Source organism: Kocuria tytonicola, assembly GCF_003687455.1.
Classification (GTDB): domain Bacteria; phylum Actinomycetota; class Actinomycetes; order Actinomycetales; family Micrococcaceae; genus Kocuria; species Kocuria tytonicola.
Genome location: NZ_PHOA01000037.1, coordinates 1 through 20,437, shown reverse-complemented (window position 1 = coordinate 20,437; position 20,437 = coordinate 1). Strand labels below are relative to the sequence as shown.

Sequence of the window (20,437 nt, the reverse complement as noted above, 5' to 3'; positions counted from 1 at the left end):
GTCCTCGGCGTCCAGCGCACGGTCCCTGCCGTCCAGCGTGGTGAGATTCTCACCCGCGGCGGCCCGGCGCACGGTGATCCCGCCCTGGCTGGCCTCCCGGCTGCGGCTCGCCGGCATCCGCTCCGTGAGCCTGCCCGTGGACATCTCCAACTACGTGATGCTCGAGTACGGCCAGCCCATCCACACCTACGACGCGGACAGCGTGCAGGGCGGGATCACCGTGCGCCGGGCCGCCGCGGGTGAGAATCTCACCACGCTGGACGGCAGGGACCGTGCGCTGGACGCCGAGGACCTCGTGATCGCGGACGACTCCGGCGCCATCGGGCTCGCGGGCGTCATGGGAGGCGCCGCCACCGAGGTGGGGGAGTCCACCACCCGCATCCTGGTGGAGGCCGCACGCTTCGACGAGGTCTCGGTCGCGCGCACCGCGCGCCGCCACAAGCTGCCCTCGGAGGCCTCCAAGCGCTACGAGCGCGGGGTGGACCCGCAGCTCGCACCGGTGGCCGCGCAGCGCGTGGCGGACCTGCTCGTGGAGCTGGCCGGCGGCACCGACACCGGTCGGGTCACGGACGTGGACCACACTGACGCCCCCGCGCCGATCGAGCTCCCCGCGGGATACCCCACCGCGCGCGTGGGCGTGGACTACTCGCCGGAGGTCGTCGAGCGCACGCTCACAGCCATCGGTGCGGACGTCACGGAGACCGCCGACGGCTGGACCGTGACCCCGCCGTCCTGGCGCCCCGACCTCACGGAGAAGGAGGACCTGGTCGAGGAGATCGCCCGCCTCGACGGCTACGACCGGATCCCGGACCGGCTGCCCGTTGCCCCACCGGGCCGCGGGTTCACGCGCTCGCAGACCGCGCGACGCCGCGTGGCCAACACCCTCGCGGCGGCCGGTCTGACCGAGGTGCTCAGCTACCCGTTCGTCTCCCAGGCGGAGAACGACCTCTGGAGCAGCGCTGACGGCTCCCACGTGCCGTCCGTCAAGCTGGCCAACCCCATCAGCGAGGCCCGGCCCCTGCTGCGCACGAGCGTGTTGCCCGGGCTCGTGGAGGTGCTCAAGCGCAACCACGCGCGCGGCTTCCGCGACCTCGCGCTGTACGAGATCGGCCACGTGTTCCTGGCGGATTCCCACACGGCGGACACGCACCCCGCCCCGCCGCTGGGCGTGCGTCCCGGGGACGAGGAGCTCTCACGGCTCCATGCCGCCGTGCCCGCGCAGCCGCGCAAGCTCGCGGCCGTGCTCACCGGCCACGACACCGCGGCCGGTCCGTGGGTCGCTCCGCGGGCCCTGGACTGGCAGGACGCCCTGGACGTTGCCGCGCTGGCGGCGCGCAGCGTGGGCGTGGAGCTGCGGGTCACGCAGGGCCAGCACGCGGCGTTCCACCCCGGACGCACCGCGCGGCTGAGCACGGCCGACGGCGCGGTGATCGGCGTGGCCGGCGAGCTGCATCCCCAGCTCGTGGCCTCGCAGGGTCTCCCCGAGCGGACGTGTGCGGTGGAGCTGGACCTGTCCGCCCTGCTGGACCGGGAGCCCTCGGCCGTCGCGGCGCAGCCGATCTCCGGCTACCCCGCGGCCACCCAGGACGTGGCACTCGTGGTGCCCTCCGAGGTTGCCGCCGCGGACCTGCTGGACACCGTGCGCCGCGGCGCGGGTGAGCTGCTGGAGTCCGCGGAGATCTTCGACGTGTACGCGGGCAAGGGCATCCCGGAGGGCGACAAGTCCGTGGCCATCGCCCTGCGCTTCCGCGCCCCGGACCGCACGCTCACTGCGGACGAGGCCTCCGAGGCGCGCGAGGCCGCGGTGGCCGCTGCACGCCGGGAGCACGGCGCCGAGATCCGCTCCTGATCCCCTTCCCCCACCACGAGGAGCACCGTGCCCCACGATTCCCCCGAACTCATCGACTTCCACGAGCAGCAGGACGAACGTGCTCCCGCGTCCCGGGGGTGGACGATCGTGCTCGTCGTCCTGGTGGGTGCCGTGGTGAGTCTGGTGCTGGGGCTGCTGTCCGCCCTGTCCTTCGAGAAGGCCTCCCACCTCGAGGACTGGGCGGGGGAGTCCATGGTGGTCTCCGGGACGTACCAGACCCTCACCAAGGACCTGGACACCCGGGACTACAACGGGATCTACTCGGGCGTGATGCCCCGGAACGACCTGGTGGAGAAGTACCCCTTCGACAACCGGCTCAACGACCCGGTGAAGAAGGCCGAGGGGGACCAGATCACGTTCCGGGGCACCCAGACCGGTGTGCAGGACTCCGACTTCCCCCGGGAGGTGCACGCCCTGCTCGCCGTCCGGCACGGGAAGCTCACGGTGGTGGAGACGGACGAGCCCGGCAGCTACGGCACGGACGGGGTCACGGACTCCACGGTCACGGGCCAGCGGGTCAAGGCCGGTGCGTGGGCGGTCGCGGCGCTGCTCTGTGCAGGCCTCACGGTGTGGGGCGTGCGGCGCGTGCACCACTCGGTCCGCGCGGACGTCTGAGCCCAGCGGGGGTCGAGGACCCCGGAACGGGGGGTCACGGGATCAGCAGCAGCTTGCCCTGCGTGGCCCGGGACTCCAGGTCGCGGTGGGCCGCGGCGGCGTCGGCCAGGGGATAGGTGCCGCCCACGCGGACGGTCAGGGCGCCGTCGCCCACCGCGTCCACGAGGTCGCGCCAGCGCCACTGCCGCTCCTCGGCGTCGCGCGTGTAGTGCGCGAGCGACGGGCGGGTGACGTACAGCCCGCCCTCGCTGTTGAGGCGCTGCAGGTCGAACGGTGGCACCTGCCCGGAGGCGCCGCCGAAGAGCACCGTGGTGCCCCGCACCCGTGTGGCCTTCAGGGACGCGTCGAAGGTGGCACGGCCCACGGAGTCGTAGACCACGTCCGCCCCCGCGCCGTCGGTCAGCTCACGCACGCCGGAGGCGAAGTCCTCGTAGGGCAGCACGTGGTCCGCCCCGAGCCCGCGGGCCGTCTCCGCCTTCTCCGGGGTGGACGTGAGCGCGATCACCGTGGCCCCCACCCGCTTCATGAGCTGGATGGCCAGGCCGCCCACACCGCCGGAGGCCGCCGTGATCACCGCCGTGTGCCCGGGACCCACGGGGAACGTGGAGCGCACCAGGTAGTGGGCCGTGAGTCCCTGCAGGGGCAGGGCGGCCGCCACGCGGGGGTCCATGTCCGCGGGCACGGGCAGTGTCCTGTCCGCGTCCACCAGGAAGTGCTCCGCATAGGTGCGCGAGGCCTCGGCCGTGGCAATGCGCTGGCCCACGGCCACCTCCGTGACGTCCGCGCCCACGGCCACCACCTCGCCGCAGCCCTCGGTTCCGGGGACGAACGGGTAGGAGACCGGGTAGACGCCCGCCCGCTGGTAGGTCTCGATGAAGTTCACGCCCGTGGCCTCCGTGCGCACGAGCACCTGCCGCGGGCCCGGCTCGGGGACGTCCTGCGTGCCGACGCGCAGCACGTCCGGTCCTCCGGCCCGTTCCGCCGAGATGACCTGCATGGTCTCGTTCATGGGTGCGCTCCTCCGGTGGGCGGGGTGGTGTGACCCGACCAGTGTCGCTCCGCGCGGTCGCTCGGGCCAAGCGGAGGCGCCGGGATGCGCCGCACGGTTGACTGGTGCCGGCGCGTCCAACTGGGCAATGAATAAATATCGGGTGGCATGCATAGAAATACGCTATGGTGGAGCCATGACCTACACCGCAGCCGTCTCAGGGGCCACCGGATACGCCGGGGGCGAGGTGCTCCGCCTGCTGTGCGGGCACCCCGACATCGAGATCACCACCGTGGCCGCGCACTCCTCGGCCGGTCGCCGTCTCGGTGAGCTCCAGCCCCACCTGCACGCTCTCGCGGACCGCACCGTCGTGGACACCACGGCGGAGAACCTCGCGGGCCACGACGTCGTGTTCCTCGCGCTGCCGCACGGCCAGTCCGCGGCGGTGGCGGCCGCGCTGCCCGAGGGCACCGTGGTCGTGGACGCCGGGGCGGACCACAGGCTCACGTCCGCGAGCGCGTGGGAGAAGTTCTACGGCACCGAGCACGCGGGCACGTGGCCCTACGGGCTGCCCGAGCTCGTCACGGACCCCCGGGGCGGCAAGCAGCGGGAGGCCCTGCGCGGTGCCACACGGATCGCCGTGCCCGGCTGCTACCCCACAGGGTCCCTGCTCGCCCTCGCCCCGGCGCTCGCCGCGGGCCTCGTGGCCCCGCAGGACCTCGTGGTCGTCTCCGCCTCCGGGACCTCGGGCGCTGGCAAGGCGGCCAAGCCGCACCTGCTGGGGGCGGAGACCATGGGCGGCATGTCCCCGTACGGTGTGGGTGGCGGGCACCGTCACACCCCCGAGATCGAGCAGGGGCTCGCCGCGGCGGGCGGACAGGACGTGACCCTGTCCTTCACCCCCACCCTGGCCCCCATGCCGCGCGGCATCCTCACCACGGCCACGGCCGTCCTGCGCCCCGGCGTCGACGACGCCCGCGTGCGCGAGGTCTACGACGCCGCCTACGGGGACGAGCCGTTCGTGCACGTCCTGCCGGAGGGGCAGTGGCCCACCACCAAGTCGGTCCAGGCGTCCAACCACGTGGCCCTGCAGCTCGCGGTGGACCACCACGCCGGGCGGCTCGTGGTGAGCACGGTCCTCGACAACCTCACCAAGGGGACGGCGGGTGCTGCGGTGCAGTCCCTCAACCTGGCTCTCGGGCTGCCGGAGACCACGGGTCTCACGGGCCAGGGGATCGCCCCGTGACCGGCGTCCACCACCCCGTCCCGTCGTCCCGAACAGGAGCAGACATGACAGAGATTCCCTCCGCCGCCGCAGGACCCGGCGACCGCGGCCCCGTCCACACGGTGCCGGTGTCCACCGAGGCCGGCGTGTGCGCCGCCGCGGGATTCACCGCGGCCGGTGTTGAGGCGGGGGTCAAGAAGTCCGGCGGCACGGACCTCGCCCTCGTGGTGAACAACGGCCCGGAGCACGCCGTCGCCGCGCAGTTCACTTCCAACCGCGTGGCGGCCGCGCCCGTGCATTGGTCCCGCGAAGTGGCCCGGCAGGGCAACGCCCGCGCCGTGGTGCTCAACTCCGGGGGGGCGAACGCGTGCACGGGCCCGGAGGGCTTCCAGAACACCCACACCACGGCGGAGCTCGTGGCGCAGGGACTGGGGATCGGCGCCGGGGACGTGCTCGTGTGCTCCACGGGCCTGATCGGGGAGCAGCTGCCCATGGACGTCGTGCGCCGCGGCGTCCCGGAGGCGGTGGCCGCGCTCGCCGCAGGACAGCAGGCAGGGCTGTCCGCAGCCACGGCGATCATGACCACGGACACGGTCCCCAAGCAGGCCTGCGCGGGCGGCTCCGGCTGGACCGTCGGTGGCATGGCCAAGGGTGCGGGGATGCTCGCGCCGGGGCTGGCCACCATGCTGGTGGTGCTCACCACGGACGCACTGCTGCCCGCCGACTCCCTGTCCGCGGCCCTGGGCCAGGCGTGCCGGGTGACGTTCAACCGCACGGACTCGGACGGCTGCATGTCCACCAACGACACCGTGGTGCTCATGGCCTCCGGGGCGTCCGGGCGGGTGCCCGAGCAGGAGGAGTTCACCCGCGCGCTGACCGCCGTGTGCCACAGCCTGGCCCAGCAGCTCATCACGGATGCCGAGGGAGCCGCGCACGACATCGCCGTCACCACGGTGGGCGCGGCCACCGAGACCGAGGCGGAGGACGTCTCCCGCGCCGTCGCCCGCTCCAACCTGTTCAAGACCGCGGTCTTCGGCAACGACCCGAACTGGGGCCGGGTGCTTTCCGCGGTGGGCACCACGCAGGCGCAGTTCGACCCGGACCGCCTGGACGTCACGATCAACGGCGTGACCGTGTGCCGCAACGGCGCCATCGGGGACCCGCGCGAGGGCGTGGATCTCGCGGCGTCGCGCGCGGTGGACGTCGAGATCGACCTCAAGACCGGGGACGCACGGGCCACCGTGTGGACCAACGACCTCACCCACGACTACGTCGAGGAGAACAGCGCCTACTCCAGCTAGCGCGCCGCACCATGTCACGACTCAGCGACAGCACCAGGTACGAGACGGCCCGCACCAAGGCCGAGACCCTCATGGAGGCCCTGCCGTGGATCCAGCGCTACGCCGGCTCCACCATGGTCTTCAAGTACGGCGGCAACGCCATGGTCAACGACGATCTGCGCCGCGCGTTCGCGCAGGACATCGTCTTCCTGCGCCACGTGGGCATCCGCCCGGTCGTGGTCCACGGCGGCGGCCCGCAGATCAGCACGATGCTCGACTCCCTGGGCATCCACTCCGAGTTCCGCGACGGGCTGCGGGTGACCTCCGAGGCGGCCATGAGCGTGATCCGCATGGTGCTCACCGGCCAGGTGGGCCGGGAGCTCGTGGGCCTGATCAACGCCCACGGCCCCTACGCGGTGGGCATGTCGGGCGAGGACGCCGGACTGCTGCAGGCGCGGCGCGTGCGCACGGGCTCCGACGGCGCCCCGCTGGACCTCGGTCTCGTGGGCACCGTCACGCGGGTCAACACGGCCGCGGTCGAGCAGCTGCTGGACATCGGCAAGATCCCGGTGATCGCCTCGGTCGCCCCCGAGCTCGCGGAGACGGACGACGACGCCGCGGCGGGCCTCGGCGCGCTCACGGGCCAGGTGCTCAACGTCAACGCGGACACCGCCGCCGCGGAGGTCGCCGTGGCCCTGGGGGCGGAGAAGTTCGTGGCGCTCACGGACGTGGAGGGCCTCTACGCGAACTGGCCGGACCGCTCGTCGCTGATCTCCTCCCTGACCGCGGGGGAGCTGCGGGAGATGCTGCCCGCGCTCGAGGCGGGGATGATCCCCAAGATGCGTGCGGCCCTGCGCGCCGTGGAGGGCGGGGTGCCGCGCGCGAGCATCGTGGACGGGCGCTCGCCGCACTCGTCCCTGCTGGAGATCTTCACGGACACGGGGATCGGAACGGAAGTCGCACCGGACGGGGAGGACCGCGCATGAGTCACCAGGAGGATCTGCTGGAGCAGTACCGGGACAACCTCCTGGGGGTGTTCGGCGATCCCTCGCTCGTGCTCGTCTCGGGGGAGGGCTGCCACGTCACGGACGCGAACGGCACCCGCTACCTGGACCTGCTCGCGGGCATCGCCGTGAACGCGCTGGGCCACGCGCACCCCGCGTGGGTGCGCGCCGTGTCGGAGCAGGCGGGGCGCCTCGCGCACATCTCCAACCTGTTCACGTCCCCGGGCAGCATCGAGCTGGCCCGCCGCCTCACCGAGGTCACGGGGGCACCGGAGGGCTCCCACGTGTTCTTCGCGAACTCCGGCTCGGAGGCGAACGAGGCCGCGTTCAAGCTGGCCCGCAGTCACGGCCGAGCCCACCCGGACGCGCACGGCCGGCCCCGGGAACGCGTGATCGCCCTGGAGCACGCGTTCCACGGCCGCACCATGGGCTCCCTCGCGCTCACGGCCAAGGAGGCCTACCGTGCACCGTTCGAACCCCTGCCGGGTGGCGTCACCCACGTGCCCGCCACGGCGGAGGCCCTCGACGCCGCGCTCGACGACACCGTGGCCGCGGTCTTCGTGGAACCCGTCCAGGGAGAGGCCGGCGTCCGCGGCCTGCCGGAGGGCTTTCTCGCCCGCGCCCGGGAGCTCACGCGAGAGCGGGGCGTCCTGCTGGTGGTGGACGAGGTGCAGTCGGGGATGGGCCGCACCGGCGCGTGGCTCGCCGCCACGGCCCAGCTGCCGGCGGGAGAGTTCCCGGACGCGGTGACCCTTGCCAAGGGTCTCGGCGGCGGCTTCCCCGTGGGTGCCCTGCTGACCGCGGGCCCCGAGGTCTCGCAGCTGCTCACGGCGGGCCAGCACGGCACCACGTTCGGCGGCAATCCCCTGGCCGCGGCCGCGGGTCTCGCCACGCTCGAGACCATCGAGGCCGAGGGGCTGCTCGCCGGCGCGCGCACCGTGGGGGAGCACCTCGCCGTGCGGCTGCGGGCGGTGCCCGGCGTCGTCGAGGTGCGTCAGCACGGCCTGCTGCTGGGCGTGGACCTCTCGCAGCAGCACGCCGACGACGCCGTGGCCCCGCGTCTCGTGGCGGCCGCCCGGTCCGCGGGGTTCATCGTCAACGCCACGGGTCCGGCCACCGTGCGGCTCGCGCCGCCGCTGATCATCACCACCGCGGAGGTGGACACGTTCGCCGATGCGCTGCCCGGGCTGCTGGAGCAGTGCCGGTCCGCGTGAACGCATCCCCCTCACCGTACGAGCGACCCCGGCCCTCACCGGGCCGGCAACCGAAGGAGAACCCGGCGTGACGCGTCACTTCCTGGTCGACACCGACCTCACCCCCGACGAGCAGGCGAGCGTCCTGGACCTCGCCGCATCCCTCAAGGCGGACCGTTTCTCCCGCCGCCCGCTGGCCGGGCCCCAGACCGTGGGTGTGGTCTTCGACAAGACCTCCACGCGCACCCGCGTGTCCTTCGCCACCGGGGTCAGCGACCTCGGGGGCAGCCCCCTGATCATCAACCCGGGGGAGTCGCAGCTGGGGCACAAGGAGAGCATTGCGGACAGCGCCCGCGTGTTCTCCCGCATGCTCGCCGCCGTGGTGTGGCGCACCTACGAGCAGGCGGGGCTGGAGGAGATGGCCGAGCACAGCACGGTGCCGGTGGTCAACGGCCTGTCCGACGACTACCACCCGTGCCAGATCCTCGCGGACCTGCTCACGCTCCGGGAGCACTTCGGGGACCTCGCGGGCCGCACGCTGGCGTACGTGGGGGACGCCGCGAACAACATGGCCAACTCCTACCTCCTGGGCTGCGCCACCGCCGGGATGCACGTGCGCGTGGCCGGACCGGAGGGGTACCTGCCGCGCGAGGACGTCGTGGCCGCAGCCCGGGAGCGTGCCGGGGCCACGGGCGGCTCGGTGCTCGTCACCACGGACGCGCGGGAGGCGCTCGCGGGCGCGGACGCCGTCGTGACGGACACGTGGGTGTCCATGGGGCAGGAGAGCGAGAAGGCGGAACGCACCGAGATCTTCGCGGCCTACTCCGTGACCGCCGAGGCGATGGCGCTCGCGGCCCAGGACGCCGTGTTCCTGCACTGCCTGCCCGCCTACCGGGGCCTGGAGGTGGCCGCGGAGGTCATCGACGGCCCGGCCTCGCTCGTGTGGGACGAGGCGGAGAACCGGCTGCACGCGCAGAAGGCGCTGCTCACGTTCCTCCTGGACTCCTCGGGGCTCTCGGCGGACCTGCCCGCGGCCCTCCGACGCGAGGAGACGCGATGAGCGGCATCCCCACCACCAAGACCGCGCGCCAGGCCCGGATCCTGGAGCTCGTGACCGGGGGAGACGTGCACTCGCAGGCGGAGCTCGCGGAGCTGCTCGCGGCGGACGGCATCCAGGTCACGCAGGCCACCCTCTCACGGGACCTCGTGGAGCTCGAGGCGGTGCGCGTGCGCTCCGAGCGCGGGGGAATGGTCTACGCGGTGCCGCGCGCGGGGGCGGACCGCTCGCCCGCGAGCGGCATCACGCGGGAGAGCACGGAGGCCAAGCTCGCCGCGCTGTGCCGCGAGCTGCTCGTGACCGCGGAGGGCAGCGCGAACCTCGTGATCCTGCGGACCCCGCCGGGGGCCGCACAGTACTTCGCCTCGGCGATCGACCACTCCGTGGACCCGGAGATCCTGGGCACCATCGCGGGCGACGACACCATCATGGTGGTCAGCCGCGACCCGCAGGGTGGCGCCGCGCTGGCCCAGCGGTTCCTGGACCTCTCTCGCTGAGCAGGCGCCCACGACGCCGCCGGGCCGGGTTCCGGGCGCGGCGGCGCGCCCCGCGCGTCAGGCCTGGCGGGTCTCGTAGCTCTCGAGCAGCGGCAGCAGGTGCTCCTGCCCGAAGACCCTGGCCACGTCCTGGGCGTGCTGGTGGCCCGTGCCCTGACCGGCGCCGGCCTCCAGCAGCGCCCGAGCGATCGGCTCGTTGCCACGGAACACCGCGCACACCAGGGCGGTGAAGCCCATGTCACTCACCCGCTCGGTGTCCGCACCCCGCGCGAGCAGCATGGCCACCGTCTCCTGCCGCTCGAGGTACGCGGCGAGGTTGAGCAGCGTGTCGCCCTTGTCGTTGGTGAGGTTCACGGGGACGCCGGCGTCGATCGCCGAGCTCAGCAGAGCGGTGTCACCGTTGCGGGCGGCGTCGAAGAGCGAGGCCACGTACGCGAGCTCCTCGTCGGTGAACCGGGGGGCCGTGGGCTCGTGGTGCGGGGTGGTCACGGAAACGTCCTTTCGGGCTGGGGTCGCGGCGGGGTGGCCCGCGTGACGGCTGGTCTCGTGCCGGTCCGGGGACCGCTGGCACGCAGAGTCCGGGCCCGGCCGGGCCGGTGCCGTCCAGTCTCCCACGGGACCCGCGAGTAGGCCTTCTCCTGGCCGGGGGCGGGGCCCCGGAGGTTTGACTCGGATATCCGATACGGGCAGTATCACGTGGTAGAACTCACACATCTTCCTGGAGGATCCATGACCAACCTGGCCACCCTGCTCACCACGTCGGCCGCCCAGTACGCCTCCGAGTCGGCGGTCATCCTGGACGAGCTGCACCTGACCTACGGGCAGCTCGACGACCTCTCCGCGCGCGGTGCGGCGCTGCTCAAGGCCAACGGCATCCGGCCGGGGGACCGGGTGGCTCTGGTGCTGCCCAACGTTCCGCACATGGCGGTGCTGTACTACGCGATCCTGCGCGCCGGCGGTGTCGTGGTGCCGCTGAACCCGCTGCTGACCCCGCGGGAGCTGACCTACCACTTCCAGGACTCCGGGGCCACGTTCGTGCTGGCCTGGGAGGACATGGCCGAGGCGAGCCAGAAGGCCGCCGAGGAGGTCGAGGGGCTCAGCGTCCTGCCCATCAGTGCCCGCGGCACCGTGGGGCACCTGCAGTCCGTGGAGCCGGTCACGGAGGTGGAGGCGCGCGAGGACTCCGACACCGCCGTGCTGCTCTACACCTCGGGCACCACGGGGCGTCCCAAGGGTGCGGAGCTGACCCACCACAACCTGCGCACGAACGCGGAGGTCTCGGGGGAGCTGTTCGACCTGCACCACGGGGACGTGATGTTCGGAGGACTGCCCTTCTTCCACGTGTTCGGCCAGACCGTGGCGCTCAACGGGGTGATCTGCAGCGGCGCCGCCGTCACCCTGCTGCCCCGGTTCCACCCGGCCAAGGCGCTGGAGATCCTGCGCCGTGACGCGGTCACCATCTTCGCGGGCGTCCCCACCATGTACGTGGCGCTGCTGCACCAGGCGGGCCAGGACTCGCAGGCGGTCGAGGGCATCGACCTGCGCGCGGGAGTCTCCGGCGGGTCCCCCATGCCCGTGGAGGTGATGGCCAAGTTCGAGAAGGTCTTCGACACCACCGTGTTCGAGGGCTACGGCCTGTCCGAGACCTCGCCGGTGGTCTGCTTCAACCAGCCGGGCGACGTGCGCAAGCCCGGCTCCATCGGCACCGCCGTGCGCGGTGCCGAGCTGCGCGTGGTCGACGGTGACGACCACGTGGTCCCCACCAACGAGGTGGGCGAGCTCGTGGTGCGCGGGCAGTACGTCATGAAGGGCTACTGGCACAAGCCGGAGGCCACGGAGGAGGCCATGCGCGGCGGCTGGTTCCACACCGGTGACATGGCGCGCCAGGACGAGGACGGCGCGTTCTTCATCGTGGACCGCAAGAAGGACATGATCCTGCGGGGCGGCTACAACGTGTACCCGCGGGAGGTGGAGGAGGTCATCTACCAGTTCCCGGGCGTCGTGGAGGCGGCCGTGGTGGGCGTCCCCAGCGAGAAGCACGGCGAGGAGGTGGGCGCCGTCGTGGTCTTCGAGTCCGGCGTGCTCGACTCCAGGGACCGCGAGGAGCTGACCCGGGAGCTGGACGCGTTCGTGCAGGAACGGGTGGCCAAGTACAAGTACCCCCGCATCTACCGCCTCACGGACGAGCTGCCCAAGGGCCCCACGGGCAAGATCCTCAAGCGCGAACTGACGCTCGATGCATAAATAATGACAGTTGTGTATAGTCATGCATGAAGCGCGGGCACGACCCGTGCAGTCAGTGTCGTAGAGCAGTTGGGAGAGCGCCGTGAGCGATCGGGTTGTACTGGCCTATTCGGGTGGACTGGACACGTCCGTGGCCATCGGGTGGATCGGTGAGGCCACCGGGGCCGAGGTGATCGCCGTGGCCGTGGACGTCGGCCAGGGCGGCGAGGACCTGGAGACCATCCGCCAGCGGGCGCTGGACTGCGGTGCCGTGGAGGCCTACGTGGCGGACGCCCGGGACGAGTTCGCCACCGAGTACTGCATGCCCGCCCTGAAGGCCAACGGCCTGTACATGGACTCGTACCCGCTCGTCTCGGCGGTCTCCCGCCCGGTGATCGTCAAGCACCTCGTGCAGGCGGCGCAGCAGTTCGGCGCCACCACGGTGGCCCACGGCTGCACGGGCAAGGGCAACGACCAGGTCCGCTTCGAGGTGGGCATCCAGACGCTCGGCCCGGACCTCAAGTGCATCGCCCCGGTGCGGGACCTCGCGCTGACCCGTGAGAAGGCCATCTCCTACGCGGAGAAGAACAGCCTCCCGATTGCCACCACCAAGAAGAACCCGTTCTCGATCGACCAGAACGTGTGGGGTCGTGCCGTGGAGACGGGCTTCCTGGAGGACATCTGGAACGGGCCCACCAAGGACGTGTACGACTACACGGACGACCCCACGTTCCCGCCCGCCGCGGACGAGGTGGTCATCACCTTCGAGAAGGGTGTCCCCGTGGCCCTCGACGGCAAGCCCGTGACCCCGCTGCAGGCCATCCAGGAGATGAACCGCCGTGCCGGTGCCCAGGGCGTCGGACGCATCGACATCGTGGAGGACCGTCTCGTGGGCATCAAGTCCCGTGAGATCTACGAGGCCCCGGGTGCCATGGCCCTGATCGCCGCGCACCGGGAGCTGGAGAACGTGACGGTCGAGCGCGAGCAGGCCCGCTTCAAGAAGACCGTGGGCCAGCGCTGGACCGAGCTCGTGTACGACGGCCAGTGGTTCTCCCCGCTGAAGAAGTCCCTGGACGTGTTCATCGAGGACACCCAGACCTACGTCAACGGCGACATCCGCATGGAGCTGCACGCGGGCCGCGCCACCGTGACCGGGCGGCGCTCGGAGACGGGGCTGTACGACTTCAACCTGGCCACCTACGACGAGGGCGACTCGTTCGACCAGTCCAACGCCCGCGGCTTCATCGAGCTGTTCGGCATGTCCTCCAAGGTCGCCTCCCGCCGCGAGCAGGGACTCGCCGGGAACTGATCGCCTCCGGCCGCGCGGCACCGCGGCCCCCCGCCACCACGGCGGTCCACGACGGCCGGGCTCCTAGACTGGGGCCCGGCCGTTCACTGCGCCGGGCGCCGTCGTCCCCGGCCGCACGCACCACCCAGCACACGTCAGCGAGGAGCACCATGGCCCAGCACGAGCAGCACGGAACCAACGAGGGCGCCCTGTGGGGCGGTCGCTTCGCCGGGGGACCGGCGGATGCGCTCGCGGAGCTGAGCCGCTCCACCCAGTTCGACTGGCGGCTCGCGCCGTACGACATCGCCGGTTCCCGCGCCCACGCCCGGGTCCTGCACACCGCGGGCCTGCTGGACGAGGCCGAGCTGGCGGGAATGCTCCAGGCCCTGGACCGGCTCGAGGCGGACGTGCGCAGCGGGGCCTACGCGCCCGCACCCTCGGACGAGGACGTCCACGGCTGCCTCGAGCGGGGGCTCATCGAGCGGGCCGGACCGCAGCTGGGCGGCAAGCTGCGCGCGGGCCGCTCCCGCAACGACCAGATCGCCACCCTCGGACGGATGTACCTGCGGGACCACGCCGCGGTCATCGCCCGCAACCTGCTGGACGTCGTGACTGCGCTCGTGGAGCAGGCGCGCCGGCACCCGAACGCCCCCATGCCCGGGCGCACGCACCTGCAGCACGCGCAGCCCGTCCTGCTGTCCCACCACCTGCTCGCGCACGCGTGGGCCGTGCTGCGCGATGTCCAGCGGCTCGTGGACTGGGACCGGCGCGCGGCCGTCTCCCCCTACGGCTCCGGGGCGCTCGCAGGCTCCTCGCTCGGACTGGACCCGAACGCCGTCGCCGCGGAGCTGCGCTTCGACTCCGCCGTCCACAACTCGATCGACGGCACCGCCTCCCGCGACGTCTACGCCGAGTTCGCGTGGGTGTGCGCCATGGCCGCGGTGGACGTCTCCCGCATGAGCGAGGAGGTCACCACGTGGGCCACCAAGGAGTTCTCGTTCGTCACCCTGGACGACGCCTACTCCACGGGCTCGTCGATCATGCCCCAGAAGAAGAACCCGGACGTCGCGGAGCTCGCCCGGGGCAAGGCGGGGCGGCTCATCGGGGACCTCACGGGGCTGCTCGCCACGCTCAAGGGGCTGCCGCTCGCGTACAACCGGGACCTGCAGGAGGACAAGGAGCCGGTCTTCGACGCGATCGACCAGCTCGAGGTGCTGCTGCCGGCCGTGGCCGGGATGATGGGCACGCTCCAGTTCCACACCGAGCGGCTCGCCGAGCTCGCACCCCAGGGCTTCGCGCTCGCCACGGACGTGGCCGAGTGGCTCGTGCGCCAGGGCGTCCCGTTCCGCGAGGCCCACGAGATCTCCGGTGCGGCCGTGCGGGTCTGCGAGGAGCAGGGCGTGGAGCTGTGGGACCTCACGGACGAGCAGTTCGCGGCCATCTCCCCGCACCTCACCCCGGGCGTGCGCGAGGTGCTCACGGTGGCCGGTTCGTTGGCCTCCCGAGGCTCGCAGGGTGGGACGGCTCCCGAGGCCGTCCAGCGACAGCTGGCCGAGCTCGAGCGCCAGCTCGCCGAGGTGGCGGAGTTCGCGCACCGTGAGCCCGTGGTCTCGTGACGGTCCCGCTCCACGACCTGCTGCTCGCCCCGGCGCCCGACGTCGCTCCCCGCCTGCTCGACGCCGTGCTGGTCTGCGCGCGGGAGGGCGGGACGGTGGCGCTGCGGCTCACGGAGCTGGAGGCGTACGGGGGACAGCACGACTCGGACCTGCCGGACCCCGGGGCCCACACCTACCGGGGACGCACCGCCCGCAACGCGTCCATGTTCGGCCCTCCCGGCCACGTCTACGTCTACTTCACGTACGGGTTGCACCACGCCGTGAACTTCGTGTGCCGCCCCGAGGGCACCGGGGGCGGAATCCTCATCCGCGCCGGGGAGGTGGTCCTGGGGGAGGAGACCGCCACGCGGCGTCGGCTCACCACCCGCAGCACGGTGCCGCCCTTCGCGGGGCTCGCACGCGGCCCGGGCAACGCGGCCCAGGCCCTCGGTCTGGACCGGGAGGACGACGGCGCCACCCTCCTGGACCTCGGTGCGGCACGGGATCCGGTGGCGCGGGCCCGTGAGGAGGTCGACTCCCGGACGCAGCTGCCCTGGACAGGACTCGTGCTGCCCGAGGAGGCCGCGGGCGACGTCGTCGTGACCGCACGCACGGGTGTCTCCGGGGAGGGCGGGACGGACGCGTTCCCGTGGCGCTTCGCGCTGCGCGGGGACCCCACGGTCTCCCCGTACCGCAAGGCCGCCGTGAAGCGGCGCCGGACGCGGTAGGACGCACGCGGGAGGCGGCGCCGCGGATACCATGGGCGGGTGACTGAATCCGTGGAGCAGATGATCGACCGGTTGTGCGCCAAGATCCCGGACCACCCCGAACCGGGGGTGCTGTTCCGTGACCTCACCCCGCTGTTCGCGGACGGGCCCGGTTTCCACCGCACGGTGGACGCCCTCGTGGACGCCTTCGCCGGGCAGTACGACTGCGTGGCCGGGGTGGAGGCCCGTGGGTTCATGATCGCCGCGGCCGTCGCCTACGCCTCCGGCGCGGGGATCATCCCCGTGCGCAAGGCGGGCAAGCTGCCGCGCGAGACCATCTCCCAGGGCTACGACCTCGAGTACGGCACCGGGACCCTGGAGATCCACACCGACGACGCACCGCGCGGCTCCCGCGTGCTCGTGCTGGACGACGTCCTGGCCACGGGCGGCACGCTCGGTGCGGCGGCCTCCCTGCTCACCCGCGGCGGGTACAACGTCGCCGGGTTCGGCGTCATCATGGAGCTCACCGCCCTGCGCGGGCGCGCCCAGCTCGGGGGACACCGCGTGCGCGCCCTGCTGCGGGTCTGAGCCGCGTCCTCGTCCCGTGCGGGCGGTAGGATGGGCGATCGCCGGTTGAGCCGCCGGCACCGTCGGCAGTGTGCGTGAGGTGAAGTGCGTGGAGGGATCCGCATCCGTGGGAGAGTCCGGTCAGCTCGAGCTGGAGCGCCGCTACGTGGCCGGGGCCTACGCCCGGCTGGACGAGCTGCGGCGGCTCAGCGTGGACGAACTGCGCCGCGTGCGCACCACCCAGTTCGGCGGCGGGCACCAGGCGCGCTCGGAGCGTGACGCGTTCGCCACCCACTACGAGGACCGTCTCGCCCAGCTCAACGCCGTGGACGAGCGGCTCGTCTTCGGCCGGCTGGACACCGGCAACGGCGAACGCCACTACGTGGGGCGGCTCGGACTCGCCACGGAGGACCACCGGCGCCTCGTCCTGGACTGGCGCGCCCGCGAGGCTGCCGCCTTCTACCAGGCCACGGCCGCCACCCCCATGGACGTCGTGCGCCGCCGCCACCTCATCATGGACGGGCGGGAGGTCACCGCGCTCGAGGACGACGTCCTCCACGCGGACGCCGTGCCCGAGAACGAGGTCGTCCACGGTGAGGGCGCCCTGATCGCGGCCCTGAACTCCGAGCGCACCGGGCGCATGACGGACATCGTGGCCACCATCCAGGCCGAGCAGGACCGCATCATCCGCGCGCCGCTGTCCGGGGTGCGCGTGGTGCAGGGCGGACCGGGCACCGGCAAGACCGCCGTGGCGCTGCACCGTGCCGCATTCCTGCTCTACGAGCACCGCGAGCGGCTGGCCAAGTCCGGCGTGCTCATCGTCGGACCCTCCTCCTCCTTCCTCTGGTACATCGAGCGCGTTCTGCCCGCCCTGGGCGAGACCGGCGTGGTGATGTCCTCGCTCGCGGACCTCTACCCGGGCGTCCACGGTGCCGTGGAGACCGATCCCTGGGTCACCCGCTGGAAGTCCGGGCTGCACATGGTGGACGTGGTGGCCCGCGCCGTCGCGGACCGGCAGAAGGTGCCGCAGCGCTCGCAGTGGCTCACCGTGGACGGGCACCGCATCAAGCTGTCCCGCTCGCTCGTGCGGCGGGCCCGCGAACGCGCGCGCGCCACCGGCAAGCCCCACAACGAGGCCCGTGAGACGTTCGTCAAAGTGGTCATCAAGGAGCTCGCGCAGAACCTGGGCCAGGAGCTCAACGAGAAGGCCGGCTCCACGATGGACCGCTCCTACCTCAAGGAGGACCTGCGGCAGTCCCGCGAGGTCCGGGTGGCGCTCAACCTGCTCTGGCTGCCCCTGACACCCCAGCAGCTCGTCTCGCAGCTCTTCGCCAAGGAGCACTACCTGCGCTCGGCCGCCCCGGAGCTGGACGACGCCCAGGTGGCCCGGCTGCTGCGTCCGGCGGACGCCCCGCTCACCGTGGCGGACGTCCCGCTGCTGGACGAGGCCGCCGAGCTGCTCGGCGACTTCGAGTCCGCCGGGATCAAGGTGCGCGGGGACCGCTCCCTGGAGGAGCGCAAGGCCCAGGAGTCCGCACAGAAGGCGCTCGAGGCCATGGCCGAGGGCTTCGAGGACATCGGCGCGCAGGGCGTGGTCACGGTGGAGCAGCTCACCGCGTTCAACGCCGAGGCGCCGCACCGCATGACGGCGGCCGAGGCGGCGTCGTCGGACCGCACGTGGGCGTACGGGCACGTAGTGGTGGACGAGGCGCAGGAGCTCTCCGCCATGCAGTGGCGCGTCCTGATGCGCCGGTGCCCCCTGAAGTCCTTCACCGTGGTGGGGGACATCGCCCAGGCGGGCAGCGCGGGAGCCTCCCGCACGTGGGGAGAGGCCCTCGAGCCGTTCGTGGGGGACCGCTTCACGGTGGCGGAGCTCACCGTGAACTACCGCACCCCGCAGCCCATTGCCGACGCCGCGGCCCGCGTGGCGCGCGACGCCGGCCTGAGCGTCTCCGATCCCACGGCCGTGCGGGACGGCGAACCTCCTGCCGTCGTCGAGGTGGCGTCGGACGCCGAGGCCGTCGCGGCCGTGGTCGCCCGCGTGGGCGACGAGCTGGAGCGGTTGTCGGGGGGACTCGTGGGCGTGGTGTGCCCCGGGCGCCGAATCGGCGCGGTGGGCACCGCCCTGGACAGGGCGTTCCCCGGCCAGGTGGCCGCGGGCATGCGCAGCCTGGACCGGCGGATCATGCTCCTGACCCCGTGGGACGCCAAGGGTCTGGAGTTCGACTCCGTGGTGGTCGTGGAACCGGGGGAGGTCTGCTCGGACCCCGCCGGTGGTGCCGGAAACCTCTACGTGGCGATGACCCGCCCCACCCAGCGGCTTCACCTCGTCGCGGCGCACGGGATGCCGCGAGGACTCGGCACGGAACCCGGGGAGAGCGCCCCCGACGCCTGATAAATTGGTGGTCGTGTCAACCACCGATCTCAGCGCGCAGCACAACGACCCGTCCTTCACCTCTCTCTGGGAGGAGCTGAACTGGCGCGGTCTCATCCAGGTTTCCACGGACCCGGATGCTCTCCGCGCGGCCCTGGACGGTGAGCCCATCACGTACTACTGCGGGTTCGATCCCACGGCGTCCTCCCTGCACCTCGGACACCTGGTCCAGCTGCTGCTGCTGCGCCGGCTGCAGCTCGCCGGGCACCATCCCATTGGTCTCGTGGGCGGGTCCACGGGCCTGATCGGTGATCCCCGCCAGACCTCCGAGCGCGTCCTGAACTCCCGGGAGACCGTGGCCGAGTGGGTGGACCTGCTGCGCGAGCAGGTGCAGCGGTTCCTCTCCTTCGAGGGTGAGAACCCCGCTCGCATGGTCAACAACCTGGACTGGACGTCGCAGCTGTCCGCCATCGACTTCCTGCGGGACATCGGCAAGAACTTCCGCGTGGGCACCATGATCAAGAAGGACATCGTGGCCAAGCGCCTGAACTCGGAGGAGGGCATCTCCTACACCGAGTTCAGCTACCAGATCCTGCAGGGACTGGACTTCCTGAACCTGTACCGGCAGTACGGCTGCGTCCTGCAGACCGGCGGGTCGGACCAGTGGGGGAACCTGACCTCGGGCACGGACCTCGTCCGCAAGACCGAGGGTGCCACCGTCCACGCGATCGGCACGCCGCTGATCACCAACTCGGACGGCACCAAGTTCGGCAAGTCCGAGGGCAACGCCATCTGGCTCAACCCGGAGCTCACCTCGCCGTACGCGTTCTACCAGTTCTGGCTCAACACCGCGGACGCCGATGCGGTGGACCGGCTCAAGGTGTTCACCTTCCGCACCCGCGAGGAGATCGAGGAGCTGGGCCGGCTCACCGAGGCTGAGCCCCACCGCCGGGAGGCCCAGCGGGTCCTGGCCTCGGACGTGAACACGCTGGTCCACGGGGGCGAGGCAACACGCCAGGCCATCGAGGCCTCGGCGGCGGTCTTCGGTCGCGGATCGTTCGAGGACCTCGACGCCGCCACCCTCACCGCGGTCGCCGACGCGCTCCCGGGAACCACGGTCGCCACGGGGACGGATCTCAGCGTGGTGGACATGCTCGTTGCCACGGGACTCTCGGACTCCAAGTCCGCGGCCCGGCGCACTCTCAAGGAGGGTGGCGTGTCCGTCAACAACCACAAGGTGGCCGGGGAGGACGCGGTGATCTCCGCCCAGGACCTGCTGCACGGCCGGTTCGCGCTGCTGCGCCGCGGGAAGAAGAACCTCGCGGCCGTGACCGTCGCCCCCTGACGCCTCTCGCGCGGCGGACGGTGGACCTGTCCGCCGGTGTGTGGCCGGCGGCCACCGACACAGCGGTCCATCCATCGACACCCCAGGAGCCGGGATCTGCGCTTTGCGCGGGTACCGGCTCCTGTGTATTGTTTTCCGAGTCGCCGTGGCGAGGGTACCGGAAGGAACCGTTGCCGCGGGGTGACCAGCAAAGATCAGCCCGAGAGTTCGGACCTTGTTCATGCCATGGTTACCAAGTTCCTGATCGGGAGCGGGAGTCAGCGTGAGAAGTCATGTTGACACGCCGAACCGAGAAGAACTAAGATCGACGAGTCGCTTCAGGGCAGGGCCGAGATGGCAAGCCCGAAAGTGACGATCACAACGAGATCCGCCGAGACGGCGTGGTCCGACAACCGATCGTGGTGGCCCTGTGGTGGGGAGCTGTGATGTGGTGTGTTGTTTGTCAACTCAATAGTGTGTCTAGTTTGTTGATACCAAAGATATTGATTGTTTTTGGTTGATGGCCCAATGCCTTGCAGGTGTTTTCCCGTTTTCCTGGGGTGTTGGGTGTCAGCTGGGATCCTGCTTGCCACGTTGTGGTGGGTGGTTTCTGTTGAATTTTTTTGACGG

General features: G+C 71.9%; 18 protein-coding genes. 15 read left to right on the top strand and 3 right to left on the bottom strand.

Annotated elements, in window-relative coordinates:
* Positions 1–1,849 (top strand): phenylalanine--tRNA ligase subunit beta (gene pheT, locus CWC38_RS06030; RefSeq protein WP_121845917.1); only part of this gene is annotated, 1,849 nt, incomplete at its 5' end.
* Positions 1,850–1,876: 27 nt separating this feature from the next.
* The gene (locus CWC38_RS06025; RefSeq protein ID WP_121845915.1) at positions 1,877–2,485 is read left to right on the top strand and encodes a hypothetical protein; all 609 of its coding nucleotides are present in this window, start codon (positions 1,877–1,879) and stop codon (positions 2,483–2,485) included.
* 34 nt (positions 2,486–2,519) lie between these two features.
* Here CWC38_RS06025 and CWC38_RS06020 read toward each other — a convergent pair whose 3' ends face one another.
* Entirely contained in the window at positions 2,520–3,494 is a 975-nt protein-coding gene (locus CWC38_RS06020; protein WP_121845914.1) for a quinone oxidoreductase family protein, read from the bottom strand.
* Between the two features lie 175 nt (positions 3,495–3,669).
* On the opposite strand from CWC38_RS06020, the gene argC reads away from it, so the two are divergent.
* From argC to CWC38_RS05990, 6 genes are all read left to right on the top strand, one after another.
* A complete protein-coding gene (argC, locus tag CWC38_RS06015; RefSeq protein WP_121845913.1) occupies positions 3,670–4,719 on the top strand; it encodes an N-acetyl-gamma-glutamyl-phosphate reductase in 1,050 nt (349 codons plus the stop codon).
* A gap of 44 nt (positions 4,720–4,763) precedes the next feature.
* Positions 4,764–5,999 carry a bifunctional glutamate N-acetyltransferase/amino-acid acetyltransferase ArgJ gene (gene argJ / locus CWC38_RS06010; RefSeq protein ID WP_121845912.1) on the top strand — a complete coding sequence of 412 codons (1,236 nt, stop codon included), beginning with the start codon at positions 4,764–4,766 and terminating at the stop codon, positions 5,997–5,999.
* Positions 6,000–6,010: 11 nt separating this feature from the next.
* Complete coding sequence (gene argB / locus CWC38_RS06005) at positions 6,011–6,964, top strand: acetylglutamate kinase (protein ID WP_121845911.1); 954 nt, start codon at positions 6,011–6,013, stop codon at positions 6,962–6,964.
* A complete protein-coding gene (locus CWC38_RS06000; RefSeq protein ID WP_121845910.1) occupies positions 6,961–8,196 on the top strand; it encodes an acetylornithine transaminase in 1,236 nt (411 codons plus the stop codon). The genes argB and CWC38_RS06000 overlap by 4 nt, the downstream gene beginning before the upstream one ends.
* A 67-nt stretch (positions 8,197–8,263) precedes the next feature.
* Positions 8,264–9,235 (top strand): ornithine carbamoyltransferase, encoded by a 972-nt coding sequence (argF, locus tag CWC38_RS05995; protein WP_121845909.1) that lies wholly within the window; start codon positions 8,264–8,266, stop codon positions 9,233–9,235.
* A complete protein-coding gene (locus CWC38_RS05990) occupies positions 9,232–9,729 on the top strand; it encodes an arginine repressor (RefSeq protein WP_121845908.1) in 498 nt (165 codons plus the stop codon). Before argF ends, CWC38_RS05990 begins: the two co-directional genes overlap by 4 nt.
* A 57-nt stretch (positions 9,730–9,786) precedes the next feature.
* Here the strand turns inward: CWC38_RS05990 and CWC38_RS05985 are convergent, their stop codons facing one another.
* Positions 9,787–10,218 (bottom strand): ankyrin repeat domain-containing protein, encoded by a 432-nt coding sequence (locus CWC38_RS05985; RefSeq protein WP_121845907.1) that lies wholly within the window; start codon positions 10,216–10,218, stop codon positions 9,787–9,789.
* Between the two features lie 240 nt (positions 10,219–10,458).
* On the opposite strand from CWC38_RS05985, the gene CWC38_RS05980 reads away from it, so the two are divergent.
* From CWC38_RS05980 to tyrS, 7 genes are all read left to right on the top strand, one after another.
* Positions 10,459–11,973, top strand: coding sequence for a long-chain-fatty-acid--CoA ligase (locus tag CWC38_RS05980; protein WP_121845906.1), 1,515 nt, complete (start codon positions 10,459–10,461; stop codon positions 11,971–11,973).
* An 82-nt stretch (positions 11,974–12,055) separates the two neighbouring features.
* Positions 12,056–13,261: an argininosuccinate synthase gene (locus CWC38_RS05975; protein ID WP_121845905.1), complete on the top strand. Its 1,206-nt coding sequence runs from the start codon at positions 12,056–12,058 to the stop codon at positions 13,259–13,261.
* A 149-nt stretch (positions 13,262–13,410) separates the two neighbouring features.
* Positions 13,411–14,856, top strand: coding sequence for an argininosuccinate lyase (gene argH, locus CWC38_RS05970; RefSeq protein ID WP_121845904.1), 1,446 nt, complete (start codon positions 13,411–13,413; stop codon positions 14,854–14,856).
* Positions 14,853–15,563, top strand: a complete 711-nt coding sequence (locus CWC38_RS05965) for a DNA-3-methyladenine glycosylase (protein WP_121845903.1) — start codon at positions 14,853–14,855, stop codon at positions 15,561–15,563. The genes argH and CWC38_RS05965 overlap by 4 nt, the downstream gene beginning before the upstream one ends.
* Positions 15,564–15,602: 39 nt before the next feature.
* Entirely contained in the window at positions 15,603–16,130 is a 528-nt protein-coding gene (locus CWC38_RS05960; RefSeq protein ID WP_121845902.1) for an adenine phosphoribosyltransferase, read from the top strand.
* A 70-nt stretch (positions 16,131–16,200) separates the two neighbouring features.
* Positions 16,201–18,504, top strand: a complete 2,304-nt coding sequence (locus CWC38_RS05955) for a HelD family protein (RefSeq protein WP_121845901.1) — start codon at positions 16,201–16,203, stop codon at positions 18,502–18,504.
* 13 nt (positions 18,505–18,517) lie between these two features.
* Positions 18,518–19,828, top strand: coding sequence for a tyrosine--tRNA ligase (gene tyrS, locus CWC38_RS05950; RefSeq protein ID WP_121845916.1), 1,311 nt, complete (start codon positions 18,518–18,520; stop codon positions 19,826–19,828).
* A 317-nt stretch (positions 19,829–20,145) separates the two neighbouring features.
* On the opposite strand, the gene CWC38_RS12230 is transcribed toward tyrS, so the two are convergent.
* Positions 20,146–20,437 (bottom strand): hypothetical protein (locus CWC38_RS12230; RefSeq protein WP_206059861.1); only part of this gene is annotated, 292 nt, incomplete at its 5' end.